The organism is Sporomusa sp. GT1 (assembly GCF_014634905.1).
GTDB classification, from domain to species: domain Bacteria; phylum Bacillota; class Negativicutes; order Sporomusales; family Sporomusaceae; genus Sporomusa; species Sporomusa sphaeroides.
The window spans coordinates 1-1,876 of sequence record NZ_BMBX01000059.1 but is presented as its reverse complement, the minus strand read 5'-3'; the positions used below and the strand labels follow the sequence as shown (position 1 = coordinate 1,876).

Here is a 1,876-nt window from a genome sequence, read left to right as displayed (position 1 = left end):
AAAGGGGCTGTCGCAGTAAGCCAGCCCCAAAACAAGAAAAAACGGCGACCAGCAGTAGCTGGAAGCCGTTTTTTTGTTGTACAATTAAGTCTGTGAAAACAACAAAAATACAACAAAATTATTGTACAACAGAAGAGCCAATATATCAACTGATTTTGCCGATGGACATTGGGGTAATGATCCCGGCAGATGATTCGGTGCGACTACTCAACGCGGTATTGGAGAGGATGGATTACAGTAAATTGTATGCCGCGTACTCCCGGCTGGGTAGAATCGAGAGATCACCGAAACGTCTATTCAAAATCCTTGTCTACGGGGACATGAACGGCATATACTCCAGCCGTAAGATAGAGCAGGCCTGTCGACGAGATGTAAATTTCATGTACTTGTTGGGACGAGATCCATCACCTGATCATGCTACCATCGCCCGGTTTCGCAGTGAACGACTGACCGGAGTAATCAAAGACCTCTTCTCACAACTGGTAAAATTGCTTGCCGAAGCCGGTGAACTGTCACTGTCGAGCGCATTCATTGATGGAACCAAGCTAGAGGCTAATGCCAATCGCTACAGTTTTGTCTGGAAAAAGTCGACACAAAAAAACCAAGAGAAGCTACAGGAAAAGATGAAAGTGGAACTGCCAGCGTTGGCGGTACAGTTTGGACTGCGATTTTATGTTGGACAGATAATCAAGGCCAAGAATCTGAAGAAGTTACGCAGACAGCTTAAAGCAATCCAAACCAAGCAAGGAGTCTCCTTCGTCCATGGCCGGGGGCAAAAGAAATCACCGCTACAACGGGCGCTAGAAACGGTAGATGAGTATCTGCGTCGGCAGAAAAAATACGATGACTACAACCACAGCTTCGGAGAACGTAACAGCTTTTCTAAAACAGACCGAGATGCCACTTTCCTGCGGATGAAAGAAGACCATATGAAAAACGGACAGCTTAAACCAGGCTACAATGCCACCATAGCGGTAGATGCCGAATATATAGTAGCTGCGGCCATTTCGCAAGAGAGAAGTGACAGTCAAACCTTCATTCCCATCCTTCAGGTACTTAAAGAATTAGGCTATAGCAAACCCGTAGCCGATGCAGGATTTGAGAGTGAGGAAAACTACACCTGGTGCGAAGAAAACGGGCAAACCGCATTTATTAAACCAGCCAATTACGAAAAAGCCAAAACCCGCAAATACAAAAGCGATATTGGCAGGCGGGAAAATATGCCTTACGATGAAAGCAGCGACAGCTACTACTGCCACATGGGACACCCCATCCAGGCGGCCTATGACAAAAAGAGCCGGTCAAAGGCAGGCTATCGTATCGTGACAACAGTCTATACCTGTGCCGAGTGTACCGGCTGCTCGCATAAAGAAAAATGTATCAAAGGCAAGAGCAAAACACCACTGGAAGAGCGAATCAAAAACCTGTACGTATCCAAAACCTTTCTTAGGCAGCGGCAACAGATGCAAGCACGAATTCAGAGCGAGGAAGGCATTCTGTTACGAATCAATCGTTCCATTCAAGTAGAAGGAGCTTTTGGGGTACTCAAACAGGACATGGGGTTCCGCAGATTCCTACTACGCAGCAGTACTAAAGTACAGACCGAGTTCCTGTTATTGTGCATGGGCTATAACCTAAACAAGCTCCACAACAAAATACAAAATAGCCGCTGTGGAACCTATTTACATATTCCCAAAGCGGCCTAACAACTACATCTTCATTTTTTTAGAGGAAGAGACTTCCTCCTTTTTGTTGTGTCCAGAATCCAAAGATGGATTCTTTTTTTGTTGCTTTTTCTATCTATTTTCTGCCTTCTCATATACAAATGAGGGGTCACTTGACGCTTTTTTAAAAAAGCGTTTTGCGACACCCCCTT

The 1,876-nt window shown here is 45.3% G+C and carries 1 protein-coding gene; it reads left to right on the top strand.

The genetic code is table 11. The features are described 5' to 3' along the window. Positions 1-92 precede the first annotated feature (92 nt). Complete coding sequence (locus tag GT1_RS21795; protein WP_188400484.1) at positions 93-1,706, top strand: IS1182 family transposase; 1,614 nt, start codon at positions 93-95, stop codon at positions 1,704-1,706. Positions 1,707-1,876 lie beyond the last annotated feature (170 nt).